Genomic DNA, 25,793 nt, shown 5'->3' with positions numbered 1-25,793 from the left:
GGCTCCTCTTTTTTAGATGGTGCAACCTGCAAATTCCTCGACGTTGTTTAACCTTGCGGCAAGGTTTTCCATATCCTGATTGAGTTTTTCTTTGGTTATCTTCGCGTAAATCTGCGTCGTCTTTATGCTCTTGTGTCCAAGCATGGAGCTGACCGTTTCGATGGGTACGCCGTTGGAAAGGAAAACTGTCGTGGCTGCCGTGTGGCGGCTTTGATGCCACGTGATATGCTTGGTGATGCCGCAACGCTTGGCGACGGCACGGATACCGGCAAGGCACGTGTTATAATGCGGAACGGGGAATATCCTGCCGTTCTCGCATAGCCCACGGTATTTGCCGATTATGCGGTTGGCGATGTCAAGCAGGCGGATGTTGGACACCACGCCCGTTTTCTTGCGGTTGATGTTTATCCACTCGTGTTCGTCGAAATAGGTACGGATATTCTCTTCCGTGAGGTTGCGCATATCCGCGAACGACAATCCGGTGAACGCACAGAACAGGTAGAGGTCGCGGTACAGTTCCTGTTTGGCGTTTTTCAGTTTCCCCTCCATCAGCAGGCGTATTTCGTCTTTGGTCAGGAAACTGCGTGTCGTTTCCTCCTTCTTGATTTCATACTCGCGGAACGGGTCGCGTGTCAGCCACTCGTTGTTGATGGCTATGAACACCATTGTCCGTAGCGGGCAGACGTACAGCCACACGGTATTGGTGCAGCAGTGCTTGTCCGTGCGCAGGAACATCTCGAAGTCGGAGATGAAAGCGGGAGTAAGCTCTTTTAGGGCGATGTCCTTCACATGGTAGCGGATGTCGAGGAACTCTTGCAGGTGCTTGTAAACGACACGGTACTTTTCCAGTGTACCTTTTGCTTTCATGCCTGCTTCCACCTGTTTCTCATAGTTCTCGTTGTGCCGACGGAACACCTGCATCAGCGTGTGGTAGCGGTGTTCCAGTCCGAGAAAGGCGTTCTTTACCTTCTCCGCCGTGACGAAGTTGTCACGCTCCATGATTTCCTGATAGTGTCTGTTGATGCGCACCCGCATCTTGTCAAGCATACGGTTCGTTTCGAGTGCCGCCGCGCTTCTGCCCGTGACACGTCCCCCTTTGGTGTCCCACAGCTTCGGATCGACACTCAACTTGCAACTGAACTGCGTCTGGCTGCCGTCCACCGTGATGCGTCCCATGACGGGAACCGTCCCGTCCTTTTTCACTACCTGACGCTTGAGGTAGTAGATTACTGAAAATGTACTCTTCATCGTTCTTAATTTTTGGATTTCAAAATTAGTTGGTGAAGAGTCCGGTGTCGGTACGCAAAACGGGGAGGAACGGCGCAATCTTTTTTCCGTAACCGTATTTGTTACGTGAGTTGTGGGTAACTCACTATAACATAGTGTCTTGTTTCGCCATTCGTACCCGTTTGTCGCATTTTCGGACATGGTTACGAACAAGTAACGTTGCGGCGTCAAGATTTGGCTTCGGCAAGGATTGTAATGGCTTCACGAATTATCGCCACTTTAACTAAAACCCTTGTAACTCAATTCTATCACTATATCTTTCCGCATTTCACTTTTTTGTAGTAACTTTGCTAATAAGAGCAAATATCCTGCATAAAATCGCGAAACTGCCTATCATGCATTTTTTTCAGTCCGATTCGCAACATTCCGAATAAAGAAAACTCACAAACTATTTCTAATATTCAGGCGGCAGCCCATTCAGTTGCGCTTTCGTAAACACCGGGCCGTCCTTGCACACGTACAGCTTGCCGACATTGCAGCGACCGCATTTGCCGACGCCGCATTTCATCCGATTTTCGAGCGTCGTGTAGATCCGGTCGTCGGCAAACCCGAGCTTTTCGAGCACCGGAAACGTGAATTTAATCATTACCGGCGGTCCGCAAACGATTGCGATCGTATTGTCGCTCGACGGAGCGATCTGTTCGAGCACGGACGGTACGAAGCCCACGCGGCCTTTCCAGTCGGCAGTCTCGCCGCCCGGATCGACCGTCGTGACGAGGCGGACGTCCGGACGCGCCGCCCATTCGTCCAGTTCGTGTTTATAGACCAGGTCGCCGACCGATTTGGCCCCGTACAAAATGGTCACGTCGCCGAAATTTTCGCGGGTGTCGAGCGCGTTCCAGATCACGCAGCGCATCGGCGGCAGCGCGATGCCGCCGGCGATGAACAGCAGGTTTTTACCTTTCCACTCGTCGAGCGGGAAAACGTTGCCGAACGGTCCCCGGAAGCCGACGGTATCGCCCTCTTCGAGCTTCGACAGGCCCGTGGTCACGCGTCCGGCCTGGCGGAACGTACATTCGATATACCCTTTGCGGGTAGGGGACGAAGCGATGCAGAACGTGGATTCCCCTTCGCCGAATACCGAGTATTCGCCGAACTGCCCCGCCCGGAAGTCGAATGCGGCAGCCTCCTGCTCGTTACGAAATTTCAACCGGAACGTCCTGACGCCCGGGGCTTCGACGGTGATCTTCTCGATCTCCATCAGGTACGGAAGGTATAGATTGGATTGAGTCATGGCGGCTAAATGGATTGTAAATGTTCGAGCAGGTTCATGTTTACCGGGCAGGCCCGCGAGCAGCGTCCGCAACCGGTACAGCCGGTCTGTCCGATCCGTTCGGGCATGTACGAGAATTTATGCAGTACTCGCTGGCGCCAGCGGGCGCTTTGCACCGGACGCGGGTTATGTCCCGACGTATGCAGCGTGAAAAGCGAGAAGCCGCACGAATCCCAGCAGCGCACCCGCCGGCCGGTTGCCCCGCGCGCATCCTCCTGAATGTCGAAACAGGCGCAGGTCGGACAGACGAACGCGCAGGCCCCGCAGCCGAGACAACGCTCGGACTGCCGTTTCCAAACCGGGCTGTCGAACGCCTGATCCAGTTTCTCGCGGAGCTGTTGCGCATCGAAACGCTTTTCGACGCGGGCCAGATACTCTTCCTTCGAAATGCCGTCGGCCGACGCAAACAGCGACGACGCTTCGGCTGCGAGCCGTTCTCCTTTCGGGGTCAACACTTCGACCAGCGCGCCGCCGTCGGGCAGCAACGTAAGCTGAATGTCGCTTCCCGTCGTACTTCCCGGCCCTCCCCCGACCGACGTGCAGAAACAATATTCGTCGCTCGTCGCACAGCTGAAACTGATGAGCGTCAGCCGCTCGGCGCGCGCATTATAGGAACCGTCCTTGTAATCCCAGTTGAATATGCCCGACAACGAGGCGAATCCGGCCGCATCGCACGGACGGATTTTCCAGACGACCGTTTCGGGAATCGCCTGCAAATCGGGTTGCCGCACGGAAACCTGTTTTCCCTCCTTCCGATAGGAGAACAACTCCTCCGTCCTCGGGAAAACAACCTTTTTGACCGACTGCGTCGTTTGTACGTAATCCGAGGCCACTTCCTCCGGCCGGGCGATCTTTTTAAAATCGACCCGCGCTCCGGTTCTTACCGGAGCGTATACCGACCGTCCGCTGCCGATCAGTTGTTCGAGCCAGCGGGCGATATTTTCGGGTGTGATATGTAATTTCTCCATGATTCTCGTTTAACGAATGAAATTTTCCTTGTCCGACGGATCGAACGTCGACAGCGCATTGCCTTTCTGACCGAGGGTTCCGGACTTCGCACCGAATTCGGCGTCCACGTCTTCGAGCAACTTTTGCGTCAGCAGGTGGATCGGAATCCCCAGCGGGCAGGCTTCGCCGCAGGCCCCGCACCCGGTACAGCGTCCGGCCATGTGCATCGCGCGGTTGATGTGCCATTCGATATTCGGCAGCGTTCCGGCCCAGGGTTGCACCCACTGCGGGCAGTTGATCTCCACCACGCAACGCGTACAGTAACACAGCGGGCAGGCCGCACGACAGGCGTAACACTTGAAACACGGTTCGAGCTGCTCTTTCCAAAATTCCCAGCGTTCTTCCCGGGACATTCCTTCGAGCCGGCCGATCAGTTCCCGTTCCTTCTCTCCGAGTTTGAAATCGAAACCGGTCAGGTAACTTTCTACCGCGGCGAACGTATCGAATTGCATCACCTCGCCGTCGGCTACGGTAAGTACCAGCAGCTTATCCTCGGACAACTGGTTTTCGGCAGCCAGTTGCAGGATCGACCGCAGCACCGGGATCGTGGCGACTACCGCCGTGCGGCCCGCGCCGAGCAGTTCGGGTTTGGTCAGGTAGACGGCCAGGTTATGGATGCAGCGGCCGTCGTAAACGAGGCGCGCCGCCTCTTCGGGCGTGTGGCAAAACAGCGGACGGGTCTTGTTGCCCTTGTCCTCCCCGTAGCCTATCACGAGCGTCGCAGCGCCCTCCCGCAGCAAGGCTGCAGCTTTTTCGGTCAATTTATCCATGGCTTTCCTCCTTTTCGATATAATCGGCTACTTCCCGATACCTCGTATACGGCCCCAGTTCGCGGATTTCGCGCACCGTGTCGTTGACCAGGTCGGCCCACTTGCCCCCTTCGGCGGCCGACACCCACGAGTAGCGGATGCGGCGCACGTCGATGCCCATAAAGTCGAGCAATCCCCGGAAAACGATCCAACGCCGGCGGGCGTGGAAGTTCCCGGACGTATAGTGGCAGTCGTTCGGATGGCAGCCCGAAACGATGATGCCGTCCGCGCCGCCGGCAAAAGCCTTCAGCAGCAGCATGAAGTCGATGCGCCCGGTACACGGGAAACGCACGATCTTGACGTTCGTGGCGTACTTCAGCCGGCTGGTTCCGGTCAGGTCGGCCCCGGCGTAGGTACACCAGTTGCAGACGAAGGCCACGATATTGGGTTCGAATTCTGTTTTATTTTCGTTCATTGTTTATCGTATTTGCATTGTGACGATCCGTCCGTTCAGGCCCCCTGCGTGTGCAGCAGCGCCATCACCTCGGCGTACATCTGGTCGTTCGAGTATCCCTGAATATCGATTGATTTCGAGCGGCAGAACGCGACGCAGGTTCCGCATCCCTGACACAGGCCCGGATTGACGCGGGCCACGGTCTTGACGACGTTGCCGCCGCGGTCCTTGATCTCCTCCCGCTCGATAGCCTGGTACGGACAAGCCGTCTGGCACATGAAACAACCTACGCAGGTACTGTACACCGGCGGCGCCATCCGGTTCACCACCGCGATCAGCGGCTCGCGTACCAACTTGTCCGACGAGAACAGCGCGGCCACTTTCGCCGCCGCCCCCGAGGCCATGCTGACCGTTTCGGGAATGTCGCGCGGCGCCTGGCAGGCTCCGGCTACGTAAATTCCGGCCGTATTGGTTTCGACCGGTTTCAGTTTCGGATGCGCTTCCGCAAAAAATTTGTACGGATCGTAGGATACGTGCAGCCGCTGCGCCAGTTCTTCCGCGCCCTCGTTGGACACCCCGGCGGTAGCGAGCACGACCATATCGGCCTCGATCTCGACGGGTTTGGCCCCCATCAGCGTATCGACGCCCTTGACGATCAACTTGCCGTCTTTTTCATAAACGCGGGCCACGCGTCCGCGCACGTAGTTTACGCCGTCGTCCTCAATCGCGCGGCGCACGAACTCCTCGTAATTCTTGCCGGCGGCCCGGATATCCATGTAAAAGACGTAGGACTCCCCGCCGTGCACTTTGTGCTGGTACAGCATCGCGTGCTTGGCCGTATACATGCAGCAGATTTTCGAGCAATAGTGAATCCCTTTGGCCGGATCGCGCGATCCGGCGCAGGCGATGAACACGATCTTTTTCGGCATCGTTCCGTCCGACGGACGGCGTATCTCGCCCGACGTAGGCCCGGAAGCCGAAGCCAGCCGCTCGAACTGCAGTCCGGTAATGACGTCTTTGTACCGTCCGTAACCGTATTCCGGAAAAAATTCCGTACCCAGCACGTTGAACCCGGTAGCGACCACCACTGCGCCGATATCCTCGGTAACGAACTCATCTTCCTTGTCGAAACAGATCGCCCCGGTAGGGCAGGTCTTCTCGCATATCTTGCACTTGCCGCGTTTGTAATAGTTGCAGTGCTTTTTGTCGATCACCGGTTTGTTCGGCACGGCCTGCGGGAACGGGACGTAGATCGCCGTGCGAAGGCCGAGTCCGGCATTGAATTCGCTCGGGATCCGCTTTTGCGGGCATTTGGTCGTACACAGGCCGCAGCCGGTACAGATCTTTTCGTCGACGCTTTTGGCTTTCAACCGGATCGTCGCCTTGAAATTGCCGATAAACCCGTCCAGATGTTCGAGTTCGGCATAAGTGTACAGCTTGATGTTCGGGTGTTGCGCGACCTCCACCATCCGCGGCGTCAGGATACACTGCGAACAGTCGAGCGTCGGGAACGTCTCCGACAACTGCGACATGTGGCCGCCGATCGACGGCTCTTTCTCGACCAAGATCACTTGATGACCGCAGTTGGCGATATCCAGCGCGGCCTGTATTCCGGCGATGCCGCCGCCGATCACCAGCGCCTTCTTGGTAATCGGCACTTCGATCGGCTTCAACGGCTTGTTGCGTTTCACTTTCTCGACCAGCCCGCGAACGATGTCGATCGCTTTCGCAGTCGTGGGTTCTCCTTTTTCGTGCACCCACGAGCAATGCTCGCGCAGGTTGGCCATCTCGCACAGGTAAGGGTTCAGCCCCGCTTCGGAACAGGCCCGCCGGAACGTCGGCTCGTGCATCCGGGGCGAACAGGCGGCCACCACCACGCCGTCGAGTTTTTGCTCCTCGATGGCCTTGCGGATCAGCGACTGTCCCGGATCGGAACACATATACTTATAATCGGTGGCAAATGCGACTCCGTCGAACTTCGCGGCTTCGGCCGCCACCTTTTCACAGTCGATCGTAGCCCCGATATTTTCGCCGCAATGGCAAATAAAAACTCCTATTTTAGACATTTTCGGATTTTCAGTTAGTTAGAAGGTGACGGGAACGAAATGGCGTTCGATGCCCAGCTCCCTGGGACTGAGCCCGACGGCCAGACCGATGGCCTGCGTAACGTACAGCACCGGAACATCGATCCGGCGCCTGAGGTAGCTGTCGATCGCCTGCCGGCGCATATCGAGGTTCGAATGGCACATCGGACAGGCCACGATGATCGCCTGAGCACCCCGGTCGGCGGCGTCGCGGACGATCTCCCCGGAAAGCCGTCCCACGATATCGGTACGCGACACCGAAAACCCGGCGCCGCAGCATTCGGTCTTGAATCCCCAGTCGACCGGCTGGGCCCCGACCAGTTTCATCAGCGCGTCGAGGCTCTGCGGGTCTTCCAGACGATCGAATTGCAACACCCCGTGCGGACGTACCAGCAGGCAACCGTAGTAGCACGCCACTTGGCGGTCGAACGGCTGCACGATCCGCGCCGCGAGTTCTCCCTGAATATACTTTTCGATCATCTGCACGACATTCAATATCCGGACGCTGCCCGTATAGGGCATCCGGATCGTATCGGCGATTTCGTTGCGCAACGCCTCGTCTTCGGCCAGTTCGTACTGTACCGTACTGAGCCGATTATAACATGAAGCGCACGGCACGACCACCTCATCGAGTCCCTGTTGTTCGGCCAGCGCAAGGATGCGGGCCGGCAGCAACAGCGCGAGCGTCCGGTTCATCGAGTGGGCCGCAGTGGCCCCGCAGCAATTCCAGTCCTGCACCTCTTCCAGTTCGAGCGAAAACGCTTTGGCAAGGGCCGCGACCGATTCGTTGTATTCGCGGGAAGTGCCTTTGAGCGAACATCCCGGATAGAAACCTATTTTCATCTGCATTCCCGGTTTAAAGTTTTTTACCGGCTTTACCGGCCTCGTCGAAAATATGCCGGATCGCCTTTTTGTTTTTCACCTGCTCGGGCAGCAGGCTCAGCTTGCCTTTCGCCAGCATGTCCGGCACCAGGGGCAGGTCTTGTGCGAGCCGCATCGTCCGGGCCTTGAATCCCGCGATCAGTCCCACCTCGTACAGCCGTCCGGTGTATTTCACCGAGTCGAGGAACGCCCGGTGGAAGGCCACGACCGGTTTCGCCTTTTCGCCGACGCATCCCGCCCGCAACGACTCTTCGCGCAGGTAGTCCATCATACGCGGAATGTCGATCTGCTGCGGACAACGCGCAATGCAATTCTCGCAGTTCAGGCAGAGCCATATCGTGTTCGAACCGAGCACCTTCCGGTCGTTCTCTGCGCTGCGCGTCTGCAACATCCGCAACACGAGGCTCGGCGGATAGTCCATCTCCGGGGCCGTCGCGCATCCGGCCGAGCATTTGCCGCACTGATAGCAACGGGCGACATTTACGCCGGTATTTCCCCGCACTTCGTCGGCCATGTAATTTTTGTTTTCCATTAGGTATTATTTAGTAGCTTGGATGAATAGGCATAGCTATACCGCACCGAACCGGCACGGTCATTCCGATGAAAACGGGCATTAAACCCGCATACAGCCCAATGTATGGATATAATCCGGAAAGGCGTTCCGGATAAAAGACAGGTATTCCGCGGCGACACGTTTCCGCCGTTCCGCAGGAACGGACAATTGCGGAGTAGGGCAGGCAAGCGTCCGTACCGGATATTTCGAAATCTCCGCCCCGGAATATTCCGCGCCCGCAAAAAGACACTTATCCGTCGAAACCGCCTGCGCATCCGTCGCGGGCGGACAGACCGAAACATCGCACGAATCGAAGCACGCCGTCTCCGCATACGCAAAAACGGCGGAGAATTCCGAAGAACCTCCCCCTTTTTCGGTAACGTTTCCGACTACGAACGAAAAAAACAAATATGTCAGGACGAATAAAGCCTTTTGATACATGGTTCACGACGACGCTTACACCCGAGAACACTTTCTACCGTAAACGCGTTTACAAATGTAATCATTCGGAACGACATTTCCGCCTCGATTTGAAAAATTACATAACGCCGTAGAAAAGCGATGTAACCGTAGCACGCGTTTACGGCGATCCGCTGTCGGCCGTCCAGGGTACCAAAAGGTCAACAAAGCCAAGTAATCAAGCCGACGCACCCAAAATAAATTTCAATCCGGGAGGGATTTAAGAAACGATCTTAAATCCCTCCCGGATAATTTTTAGCTTCGACAACAAACTTCCGCCTTTTTCGACCGGAGAATCGCGACATATCGACCGATCTTACTTATATTTGCCGAAAGAGCCGGATCGTCCATGAAAAGAATCGTTTTGTCCTTCGCATTATTAGTTATCGCACAGAGCGGTAAACCGTCGGTTATCGAATACCGATTGCAGGAGCCGTCGTTCGCCGCGACGGAAAACGCCCCGTTTCAGGAACGGGGTCGAGGTAACGGAACCTATACGAAAGACAGTTGGACGGTTTTTTATCGCGGGTATGAAGTAGAGGGAGCTTCCTCGTCATCGTTCGAAGACCTCGGGAGCGGATACGGAAAAGATGCGTGGAAAGTATTTTATCAGGGCCTTGAAATCGAAGGCGCTTCCCCCTCTTCATTCCGAAGTTTCGGCGACGGCTATGCCAAAGACGACTGGCAAGTATTTTACCGGGGCAGAAAAATAGAAAATGCCTCCTCGTCTTCATTCGAAAACCTCGGCGGCGGTTATGGGAAAGACAGTTGGAAGGTTTTTTACAGAGGAAAACCCATACCCAACGCCTCCGCATCGTCGTTCGAGAATCTGGGCAGGGGATATGGCAAAGACGCCTGGAAAGTTTTTTACAACGGGAAAGCCGTCAAAGGGGCCTCCCCGTCTTCCTTTCGGACTCCGCACCAAAGATAATAATCGGTACGATCGTAAAGAAATATCAGATCAGCAATGATTCGATCCTTCTGCGGGGAGAGTAGGGTAACGGTTTTGGCATAACCGATTCTCATTATCAACGCAGGATACTCCTTACCGGCAGGCAAGTTTTCTCGCAAAGCGGAATATGATTTCGACACGGCAAAAGACAAAAAATAAAAATGAGGAGTACGATTATGTTTTTTAGAAAGTATCCACCTGAATATACCGTAATAGCCGTTTTCATAGCGATCGGGCTCGTTCTTCAATTGACAGCTTTGTCCAATTCCGGATTTTTCAGCGACGAATTTCTACACATCGAAGCGGGAAGACACCCCGCCTGGGGCTATTCGGATTTTCCCCCGATGATCGCCGCGTTTGCCTGGATACAAAATCTGTTTAACACCGATTCCGTATTTATCAATCATCTATTCAACCTTGCGGCTTCCGCAATGGCGGTTCTGTTCTGCGGTTTGACGACAATCAAACTGGGAGGCAAATGGTTAGCCGTATTGGCCACCTTGTTATGCATCCTGTTATCTCCCGGAATAGCAGGAACCCGGTTTCTTTTTTTGCCCACCGCATTCGATCAGTTATTTTGGATTATTTGCATTTACTGTTCAGCGAGTTATTGCCAAAGTCAAAATGCCAGATACCTAATTTGGTTTTGCATATTCGGAGCATTGGGATTTTTGACAAAATACAGCATTGTTTTTCTGTTCGCAGGGATGCTTACTTCGTCGTTAATCTTTCGGAGAGATATTTTTCTGAAAAAGAGTTTATGGATCGGATTGCTAATATTCCTTGCGTTAATCACACCGAACCTCTGCTGGCAAATAAAAAATCAGTTTCCGGCGATCACTCATTTTTCCCAATTATACGACAGTCAGCTAAACCGACTTTCAATGGGCGGGGAATTAAAGAAGCTTTTTCTTTTTTCAAATCCCTTCACAATGATATTCTGGCTTCCCGGACTGTTCGCGATTCCGTTTATTTCCAAATTCAAACAATACAAATTAATTTCCTTTGCGTTATGCTGTTCGTTTGTTTTCTTGTTTTGCGCAAAAGGAAAATGGTATTATTTTTTCCCTGTCGTAATCGGGGCGATTCCGTTAGGCACGGTCTTTTTCGAGCGATTATTGCAGAAAAGAAAATGGATAATCTACGCATACCTCACCGTACTCGGATTAACAGGCGTTTACCTCTTGCCTCAAGGAATCCCTATTATCAAGCTCCAGAGATTTATCGAACTATACCATAAAAAACCAAACAAAGACGGTAAAATACCCCTTGCTTTTGATAATTATTATTCAACCGAAATATGGACCCGGATATTAAATGTCGTGAACAAAACGTATATAGAATTGCCTTCCGAAGAACAAGAGAAATGTTTTATTTTGGGGCGGCATTATTCAATGGCGGGAGCGATGAACTTACTCGGGAAAAAATACGGGTTGCCCCAGGCTTTTTCACTTCACAGTTCATTTGAGTGGATGCCTGAATTTGACAAAGGAGCGGTCATCATTGCAATCGGCGAGTCAAACTGGCTCGAACAACACTGGGGCGAATATTTTAAATATGTTGAAGAAATCGGTATTGTCGAAAACAAGTATGCAAGTAAAGAAAGCGAATATAATTATCGCATCTTTTTATGTAAAGGATTGAAATATAACTCAGTCGAATTTAAGCGGTTTATTGAGAATTAACAGCCGAATTCTACGAAGTATCGAATATGAGGCGAACCTGACGATGTATGAACCGATCGTGTATTACGCAGTGATAATCCGCAAATCATTTTTGAAAAGTACCGAACCGCATTGGATAATTATCCGATACGTTTGGACTTCGATACGCCCAACCGTACCGTATTTTGGGTGTATTCCAATAACATCATTCTGCACAGATCGAAAGACCGACTTGAAAAATATATTTGTTTGAAAAACAAATAATTAGTATATTTGTATGTTAAGTTTGATTGATTCGTTAGAGATTAGGAATTTGGTACATTTTTTTGGTACACAAAAAAAAGACAGTCACAAATTTTCATTGCAACTGCCTGATTTTAAAGTGGTGCCACCACGAATCGAACGAGGGACACAAGGATTTTCAGTCCTTTGCTCTACCAACTGAGCTATGGCACCGGTTTATCGTTTGACGGGTGCAAAGATAGAGATAAAATTTAATAAAACAATAGGCAAGTTAAATTTTACTTCTGGACTAAAAGTTTTATCTTTGCGTCATCTACTAAAACTAAAGGCCACAAACGTAATGAAAATAGCTCTCGCCCAGTTAAACTATACAATCGGCGATTTCGATTCAAACCGAAAAAAAATCGTAGAGTGTATCGATTCGGCGAAATCCCAATCCGCGCAACTGATCGTTTTTGCGGAACAGGCCATCAGCGGCGCACCCGCATATGACCTGTTAAACAAAGTTTCGTTTCTGGATCTCTGCGAAGAAACGCTCCGCGACATCGCATCCCACTGCGAAAACATATCGGTGCTGATCGGTCTGCCGGTACAGTGTTCGAACAAGACCATCAGCGTAGCGGCTCTGATCGAGAACAAAAAAATCAAACGTTACATCGGTAAAAAAACGATTCGTTCGCGGGACGAATCGAGCTACCTGTCTCCTTCCAAAGGTTGCGAATACATAAAAATCGCCGGCAAAAAAGTCGCCGTCGTCGTGGGGGAGGACATCCATACGGAACAAGAATACGGCGAATATGCCGACTTGATCATCAACCTGTGCAACAGCCCGTACTCGCGCGGAATTATCGAGAAAAGATACGATTTTTACCGGCAGTTGGCTTTTATGACCGGCAAAAGCATCGTTTTCGTCAACAACGTCGGCGCGCAAACCGACATCGTTTACGACGGTTCGTCGGGGATCATCAACAGCCGAGGAGAAGCCGTTACGCTGTTGAAAAGTTTTTCGGAGGATTTTCGAATCATCGAACTGGACGCCGACCACGAACCGGTGCGGTTGCCCGAGCAGAATAAAACCGTCAACGTATACCATGCGATCAAACTGGGATTGCAGGATTATTTCGCCAAAAACGGATTTAAAACCGCATGTTTGGGGCTTTCGGGAGGTATTGATTCGGCGGTCGTCGTATCGCTGGCCGCCGAGGCGCTCGGCCCCGAGAACGTGCGGGTACTGCTGATGCCCTCCCAGTTTTCATCGGATCATTCGGTCGAGGACGCGCGGGCGCTGGCCGAAAACCTCGGTATCGAATACCAGGTCGTCCCGATCAACGAAACGTTCGCGGCGCTTACTACGACGCTCGGCCCCGTTTTCGGGGAACTTCCGTTCGATGTGACCGAGGAAAACATGCAATCGCGCATCCGGGGCATGATGATGATGGCGATATCCAATAAATTCGGGAATATCCTGCTGGCGACCTCCAATAAAAGCGAGATCGCAGTCGGTTACGGAACCTTGTACGGCGATACGGTAGGAGCCCTGAGCATCATCGGCGACCTGTACAAAAGCGAAGTTTACGACCTGGCGCGTTACATCAACCGCGACCGGCAGATCATCCCGGTCAGCACGATCGTCAAGGCTCCTTCGGCGGAGCTCCGGCTCGAACAGAAAGATTCCGATTCGCTGCCGCCTTACGACATCCTGGACGCGATCCTGTACCGCATGATCGAAGAGGGACAGAGCCGCGAAGAGATCATCAACGCCGGATTCAACGAGAAAGACGTCTACAAGGTATACAACCTGGTTCTGAAAAGCGAATTCAAACGCTACCAGTCGTGTCCGACGCTGCGGTTGTCGACCTGTACGTTACGCATCAACCGTCGGCTTCCGCTAACCAACAAATACGGTTATTAATCGATCCGGGGAGAAAACGACGTGAACGGGATTATCACACATCCGGCAAAAGTTACGAAGGTCACGGGCGCAACGGTCGAAGTGAAGATTCTGGCCGAAAGCGCATGTGCGTCCTGTCGGGTCAGGAACAAATGCGGAATGGGGGAGAGCCGCGAAAAGTTACTGGTCGTCGAAACCCCCGAAGCCCCTTTTTTCGAAGAGGGGGAAGCTGTCGAAGTACACACCGATCAGGTAATGGGCTTGAAAGCCGTCTTTTTCGCTTACATGCTTCCTTTCCTGCTGGTATTGACCGCTCTGTTGATCCTTTTGCAAACCGGTTCCCGCGAAGTCGTGGCAGGAACGGTTTCGCTTTGCATACTCGGAATATATTACCTGGTTTTGTACCTGTTCAGGTCGAAACTGTCGAAAGAGATTGTTTTTAAAATAAAAAAGCTGAACACTTAACCGACGAAGGCCGCCGTCCGAAGGCGACTCCCGTTCGCCTCGGGGCGGACGCTGTCGGTTGTGTAGATATAATTGATTGTTTATGATAAGCGGAGTTCTGGGATCTACGATCCTGACATTATGCGTCATCGGAGTAATAGCCGCCGTAGTTCTTTATTTTGTGGCGCAAAAATTCAAAGTTCACGAAGACCCGAGAATCGATGCCGTCGAAGGTATGCTGCCGGGAGCCAATTGCGGCGGATGCGGCTATCCGGGTTGTCGGGGCCTGGCCGACGCGCTGGTCAAAAACGACGATATTTCGTCGCTCTATTGCACGGCCGGCGGAGCCGACACGATGCAAAAAATCGCAGAGTATCTGGGCAAAGCCGTTGCCGAACAGGAACCGATGGTCGCCGTGGTGCGTTGCAGCGGCTCGTGCGACAAACGCCCGCATACGAACGTTTACAACGGAGCGCCGTCGTGCGCCGTCGAAGCGGCGCTGTACGGCGGAGAAACGGGATGCGCGTACGGATGCCTGGGCAACGGGGACTGTGTGGCGGCCTGTCAGTTCGGGGCCATCGTCGTCAACCCGGAAACGGGCCTGCCCGAAGTGGACGAAACCAAGTGTACGGCCTGCGGCGCCTGCGTAAAAGCCTGTCCGAGGAACATCATCGAACTGCGTAAAAAAGGAGTCAAAGGACGCCGCATTTACGTCGGTTGCGTGAACCGCGACAAAGGGGCCGTCTCACGGAAAGTATGCGCCGTGTCGTGTATCGGCTGCGGCAAGTGCGTCAGGACCTGCCCGTTCGAAGCCATTACCCTGGAAAACAATCTTGCCTACATCGATGCCGAAAAGTGCCGACTGTGCCGCAAATGCGTCGCAGAATGCCCGACCGGAGGAATTAGAGAAATCAATTTCCCGCCCCGGAAAACAGCGGCCGACAATCCGACAACACAAGCTTAAAAAAGGAGTCTGACATGTTAAAAGGATTCAGCAAAGGCGGTATTCACACGCCGGAATATAAAATCAGCAAAGCCGAGGCAATCGCCGATTTCCCGCTGCCGGAAATCGCCGTCGTGCCGTTGTCGCAACATATCGGCGCCCCGGCGGCGGCCTGCGTCAAAAAAGGAGACGCGGTGCGGGTCGGCCAGGTGATCGGCACGGCCGCAGGATTCGTCTCGTCGAACATTCACGCTCCGGTATCGGGTACGGTAGTGGCCGTCGATGCAACTCCGGATACGGGCGGCATTCGCCGTCCCTCGATCTCGATCCGCGCCGAAGGCGATGTTTGGATCGACACGATCGACCGCAGCGACCGCCTGGTAAAAACGTGCGATCTTTCTAAAGAAGAGATCTTCAAAAAAATCACCGAAGCCGGTCTGGTCGGCATGGGGGGAGCTACGTTCCCGACCCATGTCAAGCTGGCCGTTCCGGCCGGCAAAACGGCAGAAATGCTGATCGTCAACGGCGTCGAATGCGAACCGTTCCTGACGGCCGACCACCGGCTGATGCTCGAAAAAGGAGCCGAAATACTGGTGGGAGTCGATATTCTCGCAAAAGCGCTCGGCACGCAAAAAGCCTATATCGGAATCGAAAACAACAAGCCGGACGCGATCGAACGTCTAACGCAACTGGCCGTCGAATATCCGCACATCGAAATCGTACCGCTGCGGGTGCGCTATCCGCAGGGAGGCGAAAAACAGCTGATCGAAGCGATCACCGGCCGCGAGGTACCGTCCGGCGGGCTTCCGATCGACGTCGGAGCCGTCGTACAGAACGTGGGCACCGCATTCGCCGTTTACGAAGCGGTACAGAAAAACAAGCCGCTGATCGAACGGATCGTCACCGTGACCGGCCGCTGCCTGGCTCGGCCGTCGAACCTGCGGGTCAGGATCGGCACCCCGATCGCCTCGCTGATCGAATATTGCGGCGGTTTTCCGGAAGACGCAGGCAAAGTGGTCGGCGGAGGGCCGATGATGGGCCGCGCCATCGCTAACCTGGACGCTCCGGTCACCAAAGGTACTTCGGGCATCCTGCTGATCCGCGAAAAAGGAGCCGTACGCAAAATGCCGCAACGGTGTATCAAATGCGCCAAATGCGTCAGCATCTGCACAATGGGGCTCGAACCGTACCTGATGAGCAAGTTGGCAAAAATGGGACGGTTCGACGAACTGGAGGCCGCGCACGTAACCGACTGCATCGAGTGCGGCTCGTGCTCGTACACCTGCCCGGCTATGCTGCCGCTGCTGGATTATATTCGCCTGGGCAAGACGGAAGTCGCCAAACGCGTCCGGGCACGCAAAACACAGGAGAAAAAATAAAACCGAACTGAAAATAAATGGATAAAAAATTAGTCGTATCCCCTTCTCCGCATATCCACGGGGCATTTTCGACCAAACGCCTGATGGGGGACGTGCTGATCGCGCTGATCCCCGCCTTCATCGTATCGGTCATCGTCTACGGTGTCGACGCGCTGGTCGTAACCGGAGTATCCGTCGCCGCCTGCGTCGCATTCGAATATCTGATTCAGAAATACCTGCTAAAAGGCGATTGTACGATCGGCAACTATTCGGCCGTCGTCACCGGCGTGCTGCTCGGTTTCAACCTACCCAGTACGCTACCCGTCTGGATGATCGTCATTGGCGCGCTGGTAGCGATCGGCGTCGGCAAAATGTCGTTCGGCGGCCTGGGCTGCAACCCGTTCAACCCGGCATTGGTCGGACGGGTGTTCCTGTTGATCTCGTTCCCGGTGCAAATGACAGGCTTCGTCACGCCGGCACACGTAGATTCGCTGTCCGGAGCCACGACGACGCAAGTGGAAATCAATGCCGAAACCGCCACCGACGCCGTTTCCGGACCTACGCTGCTGGGATATGTAAAAGAGGCGCTGGCCGGAGGCTCGACCACTGCCGACATCGCCGAAAAACTGTCGTACAACGACATGCTGCTCGGCTTCAAATCCGGATCGGTCGGCGAAATCGCGGCGCTGGCGCTGCTGCTCGGCTTCTTCTACCTGCTGTGCCGGAAAGTAATCACCTGGCATACGCCGGTAGCCGTGCTCGGGTCGATGGCGCTGTTCGGCGGAATCCTGTGGGCGGCCGACCCGTCGCACTACATGAATCCGTTGTTCCACATCCTGACCGGAGGAGCGATGCTCGGAGCTGTTTTTATGGCCACCGATTACGTCACCTCTCCGATGACGCACAAAGGGATGTTGCTGTACGGAGCCGGCATCGGAATCATCACGATGCTGATCCGCACCTGGGGTTCCTATCCGGAAGGCATGTCGTTCGCGATCCTGATTATGAACGCGGTCGTGCCGCTGATCAACAAATACGTAAAACCGAAACGCTTCGGAGTCGTTTCCGCCAAAACCCGTTAAAGCCGTATGGAAAGTTCATTGAAAAATATGGTCGTCACGCTGCTGGTCATCACGCTGGTGTCGGCCTCAGCCGTAGGGTTTGTCTATAAAATCACCGCCGAGCCGATCGCCCGCGCCAAGGCAGCCAAAATCACGGCAGCGATCGCGCTGGTGTTGCCGACTTTCGACAACGATCCCGGAGCGGCCAAAACGGTGCAGACGGTAGACGGGAAAGAAGTCGTCGTCTACACCGCCACGCAGGGGCAGGATACGGTAGGATATGCCGTCGAAACCTTCACGAACACAGGTTTCGGCGGAGAAATCAAACTAATGGTCGGCTTCCTGAAGGACGGCACGATCAACCGCGTTGAAACGCTTTCGCACAACGAAACGCCCGGTCTGGGCAACAAAATCGAACGCAGCAAATCCGACTTTGCCGTGCAGTTCGAAGGCAAAAATCCGGCAGACTTCAAACTGGCGGTGCGCAAGGACGGCGGGGACGTCGACGCCATCACCGCTTCGACGATCTCTTCGCGCGCCTTCAGCGACGCCGTGAGTCGGGCTTACGAAGTTTACAAATCGATCCAAAACAGCGGAAACCATGAATAAACTGCAAATCCTGACCAAAGGTCTGATAAAGGAAAACCCGACGTTCGTGCTGTTGCTGGGAATGTGTCCGACCCTCGGCACCACCACCTCGGCGATCAACGGGCTGGGCATGGGCGTGGCGACCCTGTTCGTACTGACCTGCTCGAACGTCGCCATTTCGTTGATCAAGAACCTGATCCCTGACAAGGTGCGCATTCCGGCGTTTATCGTCGTAATCGCTTCGTTCGTCACCGTCGTGCAACTCTGCATGGAAGCCTACGTACCCGATCTTTACGCGACGCTCGGCGTATTCATCCCGCTGATCGTCGTCAACTGCATCATCCTGGGACGCGCCGAAGCGTTCGCTTCGAAAAACAACGTCGCGGACTCGGCGCTGGACGGGATCGGCATCGGACTCGGCTTCACGCTGTCGCTAACTCTGCTGGGAGCCGTCCGCGAAGCGCTCGGCAACGGCTCGGTGTTCGGCCTGAAATTCATCCAGGGAGACGGAATACTGCTGTTCATCCTCGCCCCGGGAGCCTTCATGGTACTGGCCTACCTGATGGCCATTTTCAAAAAGCTAACGGCTAAAACGAAATAGTCATGGAATACTTCATCATTATCATCAGTTCGATCTTCGTCAACAACGTCGTACTGTCGCAGTTTCTCGGGATCTGCCCGTTCCTGGGCGTATCCAACCGGGTCGGCACGTCGTTGGGCATGGGCGCCGCCGTTACGTTCGTGATGGCCATTTCGTCGATCGTCGCCTACCTGATCCAGTACTACGTGCTCGTCCCGCTCGGCATCCAGTATATGCAGACCATCGTTTTTATTCTGGTAATCGCCGCGCTGGTACAGATGGTCGAGATCATCCTGAAAAAAGTAAGCCCGGCGCTCTACCAGGCGCTCGGCATCTTCCTGCCGCTGATCACGACGAACTGCGCCGTCCTGGGGATCGCCATCCTGCTGGTACAAAAGGAATACAATCTCGGCGAATCCGTCGTTTTCGCGACCGCGACGGCCATCGGCTTTTCGCTGGCGCTGGTGCTTTTTGCCGGACTCCGCGAACGGCTCGAACTGGAAGACGTCCCGGCCGGCATGAAGGGAATGCCGATCGCGCTGCTCACGGCGAGCATTCTGGCAATGGCTTTCATGGGATTCTCGGGACTGGTGCGGTAACCGACCGATCCGGATAAAATACGGGGGCGGGGAAAGAAAATCTTTCCGTCCCCGTATTTTTTTCATCGAATTTACGTTAACTTTAAGGGTTAAGACCGTCGATGTAATGAACGTTAGGATTGCCGTCATATGCGTTACCGTGCTGGTTCTGTCGCTCCGAGCGCAGGGCCGCCCGGACGTTGGCCGGCCTTCCAAGGATACGCTGCCGGCTCGGGAGAAAAAAACAGGACGTTTCTCCCGCCTGCTTTACCAGACGATCTCCGTAACCCCGCGCGACAAGGAAGCCGAAATGCGCGCCGCCAAAGCCGATCAGGAATATTTCGAACAATTCGCCGGGAAGAAGATCGGCGATATCCGGATCGTCCGCGAGAACGTCTTCAATCCCCATTCGAAAGTATGGGGCGAACGCAAGACGAACGCCATGCACCGGATCACGCAGGAGAGCAAGATTCGCCGCGACCTGTTTATCAAACCGGGCGACCGCTTCGATCCGCTACTGGTCACCAACAACCGCCAACTGATCCGCTCTCGCAGCTACATCGCCGACGCAAACATCCGCGTAATCCCCGCGACGCCGGACTCGTCGGTCGTAGACCTGATCGTCACGACCCGCGATCGCTGGACGATCGGCATCGACCTGAATTCGCAAAGCGACGGGAACACCTATTTCGAACTCTACGACGACAACATTCTGGGGTGGGGGAACAAGCTGAGCGTCAAGACCTATTTCAATTGGAAAAACTGGAGCTACGGCGGCAACCTGTTCGAATACGAGAACCCGAATATCCTGGGCAGCTTCGTCGAAGGGCGCATCATCGCCGGCAAAGGATTCAACTACTCCGACTACGGAGCCGAATTCAAAAAAGAGTTCATCCGACCGTCGGACTACACGCTCGGAGGATACGGCTACTACCGCCGGGAACCGATCGACATCGACCCGTTGGATTCGACGATCAACACCTCCCTGGCCAAATGGGGCGTATGGGGCGGTAAATCCTTTTACATAAAAAACCTGAAAAGCAGTTTCTTTATCACGGCGCATTACAATACGGTGCTTCATCGGGAACGGCCGGAAGTATCGCAGTCGCTGAATCCCTATTTCCACAACGAGAACCTCGTGCTGTTCAACACCGGTTTCTACAAAGAGCAGTTCCGTACCTCCAGCCTGATCTACGGGTACGGAGTCAACGAGGATATCCCTTACGGCTACCAGTTCTCGCTGACGGGTGGCCCTTCGTGGGGCGAGTTCGGCAACCGGTGGTACCTGGGCGGCAAGTTCAGCGCCGGTAACTTCACGTCGTTCGGCTACCTGCGGTGGAGTTTCGCCCTCGGCAGCTACCTGAACAACCGCGACGGGCGGTTTTACCGCACCGCCCTGGTATCGAATCTGAACTGGTTTTCGAACCTGATGGGCAAAGGAAGATACCGCGTCCGCCAGTTCATCGACGTGAACCTGACCCGCGGATGGAACCGAATGGACGGATACCGCGAATCGTTCGGATTCGAAGACAATGCCGAACTGCGCGGACTCGGAGAGGAAATTTACGGCAACAACCGGCTCGTGGTCAATTCCGAAACCGTCGTATTTACCCCATGGCACCTGTACCAGTTTCGTTTCGCGTTGTACGGATTCGCCGACCTCGGCATTCTCGGCTACAACGGCAATCTGTTTAAAAACGGATTCTACTCGACCATCGGCATCGGCGTACGCATCAAAAACGAACACCTGATTTTCCGAACGATCAACATCCGGCTCGGTTTCGCCGTAGGACGAACCGGCCTGCTGAACGCCAATTACTTCCATATCAATACCGAGGACAAGCGGCAACCGATCCGGTACCGGCCGCAAAAAGCGACCGTCACCGATTACGAGGACAATACCTGGTACGGCTGGGATTAATCCGGGACGACCGGTACGCGAAAAAGACGGCAGGCATCCCGATAAAAATACGTTACCGGACTTTCGCCCGGTAACGTATTTTGAACGAAACAAACGCCTTCCGGCGGCGACTCCTAATTCGTCTTGAACGGACGTTTGATCTGAGCGAGCTCCCGGTTCGCCTTGCCGATCTTCTGGGCCAACTCGCTTTTGAAAGCGACGAATTTCCGCATCAGCTCCTCGTCGCCCGCAGCCAGGATCTGAACGGCCAGGATCGCGCCGTTGCGGGCCCCGTCCAGCGCCATCGTAGCGACCGGTATCCCGGCAGGCATCTGCAAAATGGAAAGGATGCTGTCCCAGCCGTCGATCGAATTGGACGACTTGATCGGAATCCCGATCACCGGCAGCGGGGTAGTGGCGGCGATCACGCCCGGAAGATGGGCCGCTCCGCCGGCGCCGGCGATAATTACTTTCACGCCGCGGGTATGGGCGTTCTTCGCAAATTCGGCCACCATTTCGGGAACGCGGTGGGCCGACAGCGCATTGATTTCATAAGGAACTTCCATCTGGTCGAGAAACTCGGCAGCGGCCTCCATGATCTTCAGATCCGACGTGCTGCCCATGATGATGCTGACTTTCGGTGTCATTTTATCACGCTTTTTAAATTATTTTTGATTCGCTTCATTATCTTTGCAAAGATAAACAACAAACCTCCGGATCACAGCAACCGGACGTTATTTTTTTCCGTTACCGATCAAAACGAAACAGATGGACACGATACGGCTTCACGACAAGACATTCCGGCGTTCGATCTCCTGCGAACAACTGCAAAAGGCCATCGCGGAGGTGGCCGCACGCATCAACAGCGACTACCGGGAAAAACGAACGCCGCTGTTCGTCGGCGTGCTCAACGGATCGTTCATGTTCATGGGCGAACTGCTGCGTCACATCTCGTTCGACTGCGAAGTCTCGTTCGTCAAAATAGCTTCTTACAGCGGAACCGCAACCACCGGCCGCGTCAGGGAGCTCATCGGCCTCTCGCAGGATATTCGGGGCAGGCACGTCATCCTCGTCGAAGACATCGTCGACACCGGAGCCAGCATCGAATACATGACCGGCGTGCTGAAAAAGCAGGGAGCGGCCGACATCGCCGTCGCGACGCTGCTTTTCAAACCGGAATGCTACCGGAAACAAACGCCGCCGAAGTACTACGCGCTGTCTATTCCGGACAAGTTCATCGTTGGTTTCGGGCTCGACTACGACCAACTGGGACGCAACTACAAAGACATTTATGAAATCGCCGACGACCATGAATAACCACGACGACCTGTTCTGCGGCGGACGAAAACTGCCGCTCGTCGAAGATTTTTACACCGTTCAGGGAGAAGGTTTCCATACCGGAAAACCGGCCTATTTTATCCGACTGGGCGGATGCGACGTCGGATGCCGGTGGTGCGACGCGAAAATGACGTGGAATCCCCGGCTTTTCCCGCCCGTGGAAGTCGATTCGATCGTCGAACGCGCCTGCTCTTTCCCGGCGCAGGCGATCGTCATTACCGGCGGCGAACCGTCGCTGTATCCGCTGGATTACTTGACCGAACAACTCGCGGCCCGCGGACTCAAAATATTTCTCGAAACCTCCGGAGCGCATCCGCTGAGCGGCCGGTTCGACTGGATCTGCCTGTCGCCCAAGAAACAGCAACCTCCGGTCGACAGCGTATTCGCCTGCGCCAGCGAACTGAAAATCATCATCGAAACGCCCGACGATTTCCGGTGGGCCGAACAGAACGCCGCGAAAGTAACGCCGGAGTGTATGCTCTACCTGCAACCCGAATGGAGCCGTTACGACCGGATGATCGCCGAGATCGTCGAATACGCCAAAGCGCATCCGCGCTGGAACATCTCCGTGCAGACCCACAAATACATGCGGATACCCTGACCCGACTCCGGATGGAAAAACAGCAAAGGGGCTGCAAAATTCGGATCTCGCAGCCCCCTTGTCGGCATATTGTTTTAGACCCATGCGACAGGAACCTAAGAATCACCGTACCAGATAGATCGTCTCCTCTTTACGTTTCATCAGATAATGCTCGCGGGCGTACTGCTCCAGGTAACGGTCGTTTTTCAGGTTCTCGAGCACCGTACTGTCCTCGGCAATCTTCTGCCGGTAATAGGTTTCCTGCACCTCCAGCGCATTGATTTTCTGTTTCAGCCGCCACGCTTCGATCAGGTTGTTTTTGTCGAACACGACGATCAGCAGGCCGAACACCACGATGCTGATCAGCCACAGACGCCTGTCTTTAAAAAATTTACCGACAAATTCCACGCGCGCAATTTTTTGTAAAAATAGTTATTCCTCCGGAAATCTACTCCCAAAAACGATAAAATGGTGTACGGGCCCGTGTCCGTTTCCGAGCCGATACTCCCGGCCGCGGACAATCGCCTCGTGGACATAGTTTTCCGCACACAGCACCGCCTCTTCGAGCGGATAGTCCTGCGCCAGGAAAGCGGCGACGGCCGACGACAGCGTGCATCCGGTGCCGTGCGTATTCGGCGTGTCGGTTCGCGGGTAACGGAAGGTATGGCAACCGTTGCCGTCGAAAAGGTATTCGGTCAGTTCCGTTCCATCCAGATGCCCGGCTTTCAGCAGCACGGCCCCGGCTCCCATATCGCGAAGCGCGGCGGCGGCGGCGGGAAAATCGGCCTCGGAACGGATCGGCATCCCCGTAATGTATTCGGCTTCCGGAACATTCGGCGTCACCAGCGTCGCCAACGGAAAAATATGCCGACGGATCGCCTGCGCAGCGGCTTCGCTGATCAGACGGTCGCCCGAGGTAGCCACCATCACCGGGTCCATCACCACGCTGCGCACCCGGTATTTTTTCAGCGATTCCGCGATCGGAACGATCATTTCGTCAGTCGGCAACATGCCGAGTTTTACGGCGTCGGCGCCGATATCCTCCAACACCGCCGCGATCTGTCCGGCGACCACTTCCGCCGGAACGACATGAAAACCCCGTACGCCTACGGTATTCTGAACGGTTACGGCCGTGATCGCCGTCATCGCATAGCAGCCGCAGGCCGATATGGCCTTGATATCGGCCTGAATACCGGCCCCCCCTCCGCTGTCGGAGCCGGCTATCGAAAGTACTTTTTTGTATTTTTTCATTCTGCAAATTTATGAAAAACCCCGCGGATTCGCCTCCGTCACCGTCCCGAAATGTAACCGAATTTCTCAAGGTCTTCCCATTCCCGCACCCGGAAAGTCCGTCCGTCGCGGATCAGATACAACCGACCGCCGACACACAGGACGTCGCGCGGTACCGGCGATCGGTCAAAAATGACGAAATCCCTTCCACTGCGGTCGGACGACCTCCCCGTTGTCCGACCAGATTATATCCGGCGCTCCGGATCGTATCCGACCGATCCCGTACAACGGCTTCCCGAAATGCCGGACGTACTCCGCCGCAATCCGGTCGGCGGCTTCGGCTCCGACGGTCAGCAGCAACTGGTAATCTTCGCCGCCCGTAACGGCCAGCTCGACGGTCGTACGGGTCGGTATCCGCTCGATGGAAATCTCGGCGCCGGTCTCCGACTCTTCCAGAATATGAGGCAGGTCGGAAGCGAGTCCGTCCGAAATATCCATCATCGCATGCACTTCCGGTTGGTTCCCCAGCCAGATCCCTTCGTTGACGCACGGATGCGGATCGTGGTGCACGGCGACGAACGGCGAGTCGTATACGCCCGACCGAATATCGAGCAATCCTTGAGCCGAATCTCCTAAATACCCTGTCACATAGACTATATCGTTTTCTCTGGCTCCGCTCCGATATTTGACTTTCGCACGGGCGATACGCCCGATGGCCGTCACGTTGATCGCAATTCGATCCTGCGAAGAGGTGGTATCCCCGCCCAACAGCGGAACCCCGAACTCTTCCGACAGGCTACGGTAACCGTCGGTAAAACGGTCGGCCCAACCGGCGGAGACATCCCCCGGAAGAGCGATCGATAAAAACGATGCGATCGGAACGGCGCCCATCGAAGCGACGTCGCTGAGATTTACGGCAAGCGATTTGCGTCCCAGCAGGTAAGGAGGAATCACCGCACGCAAAAAATGAACGTCTTCGATCAACATATCGGTCGTAACGACCAACGCTTCTCCGTCTCCGCACGGGATTACGGCGCAGTCGTCCCCGATTCCGAGACTTTCCCCGGAAGGGACGCCCCGAAACTTTTCGCGGATACCCGCAATCCAACCGAACTCGCCCAATTCTCGCAATTCCATCCGTCTGCGCTTGTTATCAATTCGTTAAATTATTACAAAAATATGCTAAATATTCAAATTACCGTTGTATTTTTGTACCGAATTTGAGAAAATGTTTTTGATCCTATCCGTAAAATTTTTATCCCGATGAAGTTACTGATTATTAACGGCCCGAACCTGAACCTGCTGGGACAACGCGAAAAGGGCATCTACGGAGAACAAACCTTCGAATCTTACCTAGACGAATTGAAAACACGGTTTCCGGACGTCACGCTCGACTATTACCAATCCAATATCGAAGGAGAGTTGGTCGACAAGCTGCACGCGGCGCAGGAGGCCTACGACGGGGTCGTAATGAACGCCGGAGCCTACACCCACACGTCGATCGCCATCGCCGACGCCATCGGAGGAATCCGCATCCCGGTCGTCGAGGTGCACATTTCCTGCATCCTCGCCCGCGAAGAGTTCCGCCACGTTTCGCTGATCGCCCCCAAATGCAAAGGATCGGTGATGGGTTTCGGACTCGACTCTTACCGGCTGGGGATACTCGGCTTCCTGAATTAACGGTCCCCGACGAT

Annotated in this window: 26 protein-coding genes and 1 tRNA gene; 14 read left to right on the top strand and 13 right to left on the bottom strand. The window is 54.6% G+C overall.

Annotation, left to right across the window (positions count from 1 at the left end; genetic code table 11):
* Positions 1 to 12: 12 nt before the first annotated feature.
* From GFH31_RS00915 to GFH31_RS00875, 8 genes are all read right to left on the bottom strand, one after another.
* On the bottom strand, positions 13 to 1,248 hold the full coding sequence (locus tag GFH31_RS00915; protein WP_002561011.1) for a site-specific integrase: 1,236 nt from the start codon (positions 1,246 to 1,248) through the stop codon (positions 13 to 15).
* A 433-nt stretch (positions 1,249 to 1,681) separates the two neighbouring features.
* Positions 1,682 to 2,521 (bottom strand): FAD/NAD(P)-binding protein, encoded by an 840-nt coding sequence (locus tag GFH31_RS00905; RefSeq protein ID WP_153498068.1) that lies wholly within the window; start codon positions 2,519 to 2,521, stop codon positions 1,682 to 1,684.
* A gap of 5 nt (positions 2,522 to 2,526) precedes the next feature.
* Positions 2,527 to 3,528, bottom strand: a complete 1,002-nt coding sequence (locus tag GFH31_RS00900; RefSeq protein ID WP_118458908.1) for a 4Fe-4S dicluster domain-containing protein — start codon at positions 3,526 to 3,528, stop codon at positions 2,527 to 2,529.
* Positions 3,529 to 3,537: 9 nt separating this feature from the next.
* On the bottom strand, positions 3,538 to 4,338 hold the full coding sequence (locus GFH31_RS00895) for a 4Fe-4S dicluster domain-containing protein (RefSeq protein WP_153498067.1): 801 nt from the start codon (positions 4,336 to 4,338) through the stop codon (positions 3,538 to 3,540).
* The gene (locus tag GFH31_RS00890; RefSeq protein ID WP_153498066.1) at positions 4,331 to 4,792 is read right to left on the bottom strand and encodes a hydrogenase iron-sulfur subunit; all 462 of its coding nucleotides are present in this window, start codon (positions 4,790 to 4,792) and stop codon (positions 4,331 to 4,333) included. Before GFH31_RS00890 ends, GFH31_RS00895 begins: the two co-directional genes overlap by 8 nt.
* 35 nt (positions 4,793 to 4,827) lie before the next feature.
* Positions 4,828 to 6,837: a CoB--CoM heterodisulfide reductase iron-sulfur subunit A family protein gene (locus tag GFH31_RS00885; protein WP_153498065.1), complete on the bottom strand. Its 2,010-nt coding sequence runs from the start codon at positions 6,835 to 6,837 to the stop codon at positions 4,828 to 4,830.
* Between the two features lie 18 nt (positions 6,838 to 6,855).
* Positions 6,856 to 7,698 carry a CoB--CoM heterodisulfide reductase iron-sulfur subunit B family protein gene (locus GFH31_RS00880; protein ID WP_101571567.1) on the bottom strand — a complete coding sequence of 281 codons (843 nt, stop codon included), beginning with the start codon at positions 7,696 to 7,698 and terminating at the stop codon, positions 6,856 to 6,858.
* Positions 7,699 to 7,711: 13 nt separating this feature from the next.
* On the bottom strand, positions 7,712 to 8,269 hold the full coding sequence (locus tag GFH31_RS00875; protein WP_101570546.1) for a 4Fe-4S dicluster domain-containing protein: 558 nt from the start codon (positions 8,267 to 8,269) through the stop codon (positions 7,712 to 7,714).
* A gap of 829 nt (positions 8,270 to 9,098) precedes the next feature.
* On the opposite strand from GFH31_RS00875, the gene GFH31_RS00870 reads away from it, so the two are divergent.
* Together GFH31_RS00870 and GFH31_RS00865 are read left to right on the top strand one after the other, a co-directional pair.
* The gene (locus GFH31_RS00870) at positions 9,099 to 9,680 is read left to right on the top strand and encodes a DKNYY domain-containing protein (RefSeq protein ID WP_101570551.1); all 582 of its coding nucleotides are present in this window, start codon (positions 9,099 to 9,101) and stop codon (positions 9,678 to 9,680) included.
* A 197-nt stretch (positions 9,681 to 9,877) separates the two neighbouring features.
* A complete protein-coding gene (locus GFH31_RS00865) occupies positions 9,878 to 11,386 on the top strand; it encodes an ArnT family glycosyltransferase (protein WP_172970767.1) in 1,509 nt (502 codons plus the stop codon).
* Between the two features lie 362 nt (positions 11,387 to 11,748).
* Here GFH31_RS00865 and GFH31_RS00860 read toward each other — a convergent pair.
* A tRNA-Phe gene (locus GFH31_RS00860) sits at positions 11,749 to 11,821 on the bottom strand.
* 127 nt (positions 11,822 to 11,948) lie between these two features.
* Here GFH31_RS00860 and GFH31_RS00855 point away from each other — a divergent pair.
* The 9 genes from GFH31_RS00855 to GFH31_RS00815 all read left to right on the top strand — a co-directional run bounded on the left by GFH31_RS00855 (position 11,949) and on the right by GFH31_RS00815 (position 20,972).
* The gene (locus GFH31_RS00855) at positions 11,949 to 13,520 is read left to right on the top strand and encodes an NAD+ synthase (RefSeq protein ID WP_118656630.1); all 1,572 of its coding nucleotides are present in this window, start codon (positions 11,949 to 11,951) and stop codon (positions 13,518 to 13,520) included.
* Between the two features lie 21 nt (positions 13,521 to 13,541).
* A complete protein-coding gene (locus GFH31_RS00850; RefSeq protein WP_153498063.1) occupies positions 13,542 to 13,964 on the top strand; it encodes a SoxR reducing system RseC family protein in 423 nt (140 codons plus the stop codon).
* Between the two features lie 82 nt (positions 13,965 to 14,046).
* Positions 14,047 to 14,907: a Fe-S cluster domain-containing protein gene (locus GFH31_RS00845; protein WP_101570558.1), complete on the top strand. Its 861-nt coding sequence runs from the start codon at positions 14,047 to 14,049 to the stop codon at positions 14,905 to 14,907.
* Positions 14,908 to 14,921: 14 nt separating this feature from the next.
* On the top strand, positions 14,922 to 16,265 hold the full coding sequence (gene rsxC, locus GFH31_RS00840) for an electron transport complex subunit RsxC (protein ID WP_101570560.1): 1,344 nt from the start codon (positions 14,922 to 14,924) through the stop codon (positions 16,263 to 16,265).
* 17 nt (positions 16,266 to 16,282) lie between these two features.
* Positions 16,283 to 17,326: an RnfABCDGE type electron transport complex subunit D gene (locus GFH31_RS00835; protein WP_055204264.1), complete on the top strand. Its 1,044-nt coding sequence runs from the start codon at positions 16,283 to 16,285 to the stop codon at positions 17,324 to 17,326.
* A 6-nt stretch (positions 17,327 to 17,332) separates the two neighbouring features.
* Positions 17,333 to 17,914, top strand: coding sequence for an RnfABCDGE type electron transport complex subunit G (locus tag GFH31_RS00830; RefSeq protein ID WP_101570561.1), 582 nt, complete (start codon positions 17,333 to 17,335; stop codon positions 17,912 to 17,914).
* A complete protein-coding gene (locus GFH31_RS00825) occupies positions 17,907 to 18,494 on the top strand; it encodes an RnfABCDGE type electron transport complex subunit E (protein WP_118457412.1) in 588 nt (195 codons plus the stop codon). The genes GFH31_RS00830 and GFH31_RS00825 overlap by 8 nt, the downstream gene beginning before the upstream one ends.
* Before the next feature lie 2 nt (positions 18,495 to 18,496).
* Positions 18,497 to 19,072, top strand: coding sequence for an electron transport complex subunit RsxA (gene rsxA / locus GFH31_RS00820; RefSeq protein WP_055204258.1), 576 nt, complete (start codon positions 18,497 to 18,499; stop codon positions 19,070 to 19,072).
* Between the two features lie 106 nt (positions 19,073 to 19,178).
* The gene (locus GFH31_RS00815) at positions 19,179 to 20,972 is read left to right on the top strand and encodes a hypothetical protein (protein WP_118457413.1); all 1,794 of its coding nucleotides are present in this window, start codon (positions 19,179 to 19,181) and stop codon (positions 20,970 to 20,972) included.
* A gap of 113 nt (positions 20,973 to 21,085) precedes the next feature.
* Here the strand turns inward: GFH31_RS00815 and purE are convergent, their stop codons facing one another.
* On the bottom strand, positions 21,086 to 21,598 hold the full coding sequence (gene purE, locus GFH31_RS00810; RefSeq protein WP_055204254.1) for a 5-(carboxyamino)imidazole ribonucleotide mutase: 513 nt from the start codon (positions 21,596 to 21,598) through the stop codon (positions 21,086 to 21,088).
* A gap of 121 nt (positions 21,599 to 21,719) precedes the next feature.
* Between purE and hpt the strand changes: the two genes are divergently transcribed.
* Together hpt and GFH31_RS00800 are read left to right on the top strand one after the other, a co-directional pair.
* Complete coding sequence (hpt, locus tag GFH31_RS00805) at positions 21,720 to 22,268, top strand: hypoxanthine phosphoribosyltransferase (protein WP_153498062.1); 549 nt, start codon at positions 21,720 to 21,722, stop codon at positions 22,266 to 22,268.
* Complete coding sequence (locus GFH31_RS00800; protein WP_055204250.1) at positions 22,261 to 22,890, top strand: 7-carboxy-7-deazaguanine synthase QueE; 630 nt, start codon at positions 22,261 to 22,263, stop codon at positions 22,888 to 22,890. The genes hpt and GFH31_RS00800 overlap by 8 nt, the downstream gene beginning before the upstream one ends.
* Positions 22,891 to 22,992: 102 nt before the next feature.
* Here GFH31_RS00800 and GFH31_RS00795 read toward each other — a convergent pair whose 3' ends face one another.
* From GFH31_RS00795 to thiL, 3 genes are all read right to left on the bottom strand, one after another.
* Complete coding sequence (locus GFH31_RS00795; protein WP_055204248.1) at positions 22,993 to 23,277, bottom strand: FtsB family cell division protein; 285 nt, start codon at positions 23,275 to 23,277, stop codon at positions 22,993 to 22,995.
* Positions 23,278 to 23,301: 24 nt separating this feature from the next.
* Positions 23,302 to 24,120, bottom strand: coding sequence for a bifunctional hydroxymethylpyrimidine kinase/phosphomethylpyrimidine kinase (gene thiD / locus GFH31_RS00790; protein ID WP_153498061.1), 819 nt, complete (start codon positions 24,118 to 24,120; stop codon positions 23,302 to 23,304).
* Positions 24,121 to 24,285: 165 nt separating this feature from the next.
* Complete coding sequence (gene thiL / locus GFH31_RS00785) at positions 24,286 to 25,236, bottom strand: thiamine-phosphate kinase (RefSeq protein WP_172970766.1); 951 nt, start codon at positions 25,234 to 25,236, stop codon at positions 24,286 to 24,288.
* A 126-nt stretch (positions 25,237 to 25,362) separates the two neighbouring features.
* On the opposite strand from thiL, the gene aroQ reads away from it, so the two are divergent.
* Positions 25,363 to 25,779, top strand: a complete 417-nt coding sequence (gene aroQ / locus GFH31_RS00780; RefSeq protein ID WP_055204244.1) for a type II 3-dehydroquinate dehydratase — start codon at positions 25,363 to 25,365, stop codon at positions 25,777 to 25,779.
* The last annotated feature ends 14 nt before the right edge of the window (positions 25,780 to 25,793 follow it).

It is taken from the genome of Alistipes sp. dk3624 (assembly GCF_009557455.1).
Classification (GTDB): Bacteria; Bacteroidota; Bacteroidia; order Bacteroidales; family Rikenellaceae; genus Alistipes_A; species Alistipes_A hominis.
Note: the sequence above shows the minus strand (reverse complement) of the source record. Positions and strands in the feature narration are given on the sequence as shown.

Coding starts and splice junctions, on each gene's coding strand:
- GFH31_RS00915 (WP_002561011.1), bottom strand. CDS start 1,248: ATGAAGAGTACATTTTCAGTAATCTACTACCTCAAGCGTCAGGTAGTG.
- GFH31_RS00905 (WP_153498068.1), bottom strand. CDS start 2,521: ATGACTCAATCCAATCTATACCTTCCGTACCTGATGGAGATCGAGAAG.
- GFH31_RS00900 (WP_118458908.1), bottom strand. CDS start 3,528: ATGGAGAAATTACATATCACACCCGAAAATATCGCCCGCTGGCTCGAA.
- GFH31_RS00895 (WP_153498067.1), bottom strand. CDS start 4,338: ATGGATAAATTGACCGAAAAAGCTGCAGCCTTGCTGCGGGAGGGCGCT.
- GFH31_RS00890 (WP_153498066.1), bottom strand. CDS start 4,792: ATGAACGAAAATAAAACAGAATTCGAACCCAATATCGTGGCCTTCGTC.
- GFH31_RS00885 (WP_153498065.1), bottom strand. CDS start 6,837: ATGTCTAAAATAGGAGTTTTTATTTGCCATTGCGGCGAAAATATCGGG.
- GFH31_RS00880 (WP_101571567.1), bottom strand. CDS start 7,698: ATGAAAATAGGTTTCTATCCGGGATGTTCGCTCAAAGGCACTTCCCGC.
- GFH31_RS00875 (WP_101570546.1), bottom strand. CDS start 8,269: ATGGAAAACAAAAATTACATGGCCGACGAAGTGCGGGGAAATACCGGC.
- GFH31_RS00870 (WP_101570551.1), top strand. CDS start 9,099: ATGAAAAGAATCGTTTTGTCCTTCGCATTATTAGTTATCGCACAGAGC.
- GFH31_RS00865 (WP_172970767.1), top strand. CDS start 9,878: ATGTTTTTTAGAAAGTATCCACCTGAATATACCGTAATAGCCGTTTTC.
- GFH31_RS00855 (WP_118656630.1), top strand. CDS start 11,949: ATGAAAATAGCTCTCGCCCAGTTAAACTATACAATCGGCGATTTCGAT.
- GFH31_RS00845 (WP_101570558.1), top strand. CDS start 14,047: ATGATAAGCGGAGTTCTGGGATCTACGATCCTGACATTATGCGTCATC.
- rsxC (WP_101570560.1), top strand. CDS start 14,922: ATGTTAAAAGGATTCAGCAAAGGCGGTATTCACACGCCGGAATATAAA.
- GFH31_RS00835 (WP_055204264.1), top strand. CDS start 16,283: ATGGATAAAAAATTAGTCGTATCCCCTTCTCCGCATATCCACGGGGCA.
- GFH31_RS00830 (WP_101570561.1), top strand. CDS start 17,333: ATGGAAAGTTCATTGAAAAATATGGTCGTCACGCTGCTGGTCATCACG.
- GFH31_RS00825 (WP_118457412.1), top strand. CDS start 17,907: ATGAATAAACTGCAAATCCTGACCAAAGGTCTGATAAAGGAAAACCCG.
- rsxA (WP_055204258.1), top strand. CDS start 18,497: ATGGAATACTTCATCATTATCATCAGTTCGATCTTCGTCAACAACGTC.
- GFH31_RS00815 (WP_118457413.1), top strand. CDS start 19,179: ATGAACGTTAGGATTGCCGTCATATGCGTTACCGTGCTGGTTCTGTCG.
- purE (WP_055204254.1), bottom strand. CDS start 21,598: ATGACACCGAAAGTCAGCATCATCATGGGCAGCACGTCGGATCTGAAG.
- hpt (WP_153498062.1), top strand. CDS start 21,720: ATGGACACGATACGGCTTCACGACAAGACATTCCGGCGTTCGATCTCC.
- GFH31_RS00800 (WP_055204250.1), top strand. CDS start 22,261: ATGAATAACCACGACGACCTGTTCTGCGGCGGACGAAAACTGCCGCTC.
- thiD (WP_153498061.1), bottom strand. CDS start 24,120: ATGAAAAAATACAAAAAAGTACTTTCGATAGCCGGCTCCGACAGCGGA.
- thiL (WP_172970766.1), bottom strand. CDS start 25,236: ATGGAATTGCGAGAATTGGGCGAGTTCGGTTGGATTGCGGGTATCCGC.
- aroQ (WP_055204244.1), top strand. CDS start 25,363: ATGAAGTTACTGATTATTAACGGCCCGAACCTGAACCTGCTGGGACAA.